Origin of the sequence: Brachyspira catarrhinii (assembly GCF_005518285.1) — a bacterium.
Classification (GTDB): domain Bacteria; phylum Spirochaetota; class Brachyspiria; order Brachyspirales; family Brachyspiraceae; genus Brachyspira; species Brachyspira catarrhinii.
Genome location: NZ_SJDU01000686.1, coordinates 1 through 696, shown reverse-complemented (window position 1 = coordinate 696; position 696 = coordinate 1). Strand labels below are relative to the sequence as shown.

The 696-nt window shown below is 31.5% G+C and carries 1 pseudogene; it reads right to left on the bottom strand.

Annotation, left to right across the window (positions count from 1 at the left end):
• Positions 1 to 696 (bottom strand): annotated as a pseudogene (locus EZH24_RS13065) (conjugal transfer protein TraB); the annotation flags it as partial.

The following is a 696-nucleotide window of genomic DNA, read 5'->3' as shown; positions in this document are numbered from 1 at the left end:
AAATCGCTGTCATCATGAGCCTCGCTATACCAAACTATATTCCAATCGTAGTCTTCGTCTCGCTCGTCATCGAATATAACGACTATATGCCCAATATTTCCTTTTAATTTTGGAATTTCTTTAACATATATTTCGTTTTTATAATAATTTCTTATAGTTTCTCTCATGTCGATTCCGTCTTTAACGCTTACTCTGAAAGGCTCTATTTTCGCTTTATCTTCCGTAAGCATATTTTTTATTTTATCTCTCAAAATATTCATATGTTTTTCCATTGAAATATCTTCGGGAATATGGGATAGTAAATTCGTTCTATTATTCCAAGCGTCTTCCCATTCTCCGTCATATTTTTCTTTCGGACGAGTATCGACTTTAATTTTTTTAAATGAAGTTCTCCAAACATTATCGTATCTGTTTAGTTTAATTTTTTTGTCTTTCAAAAGCCCTTCCATTTTGTTTGTCGCGGGGTCTCTATTTAATTTTATAGTCGGATAATCTTCTTCGTTTTCTTCGCTATAGTAAGGATAATATTCCATTCCTTGCATTATTTCCAAAGCGTAATCGTTGTTTATCATGCATTTTGAAGCGGTAAGCATATCTATATAATCGGGCAGAATATAATTTTCAAGCAAACATAAATTCCTCAAATATTTCATCATATTTTTTTGTTGCAAAAGAGAAATTGGGAGTTTGTATATT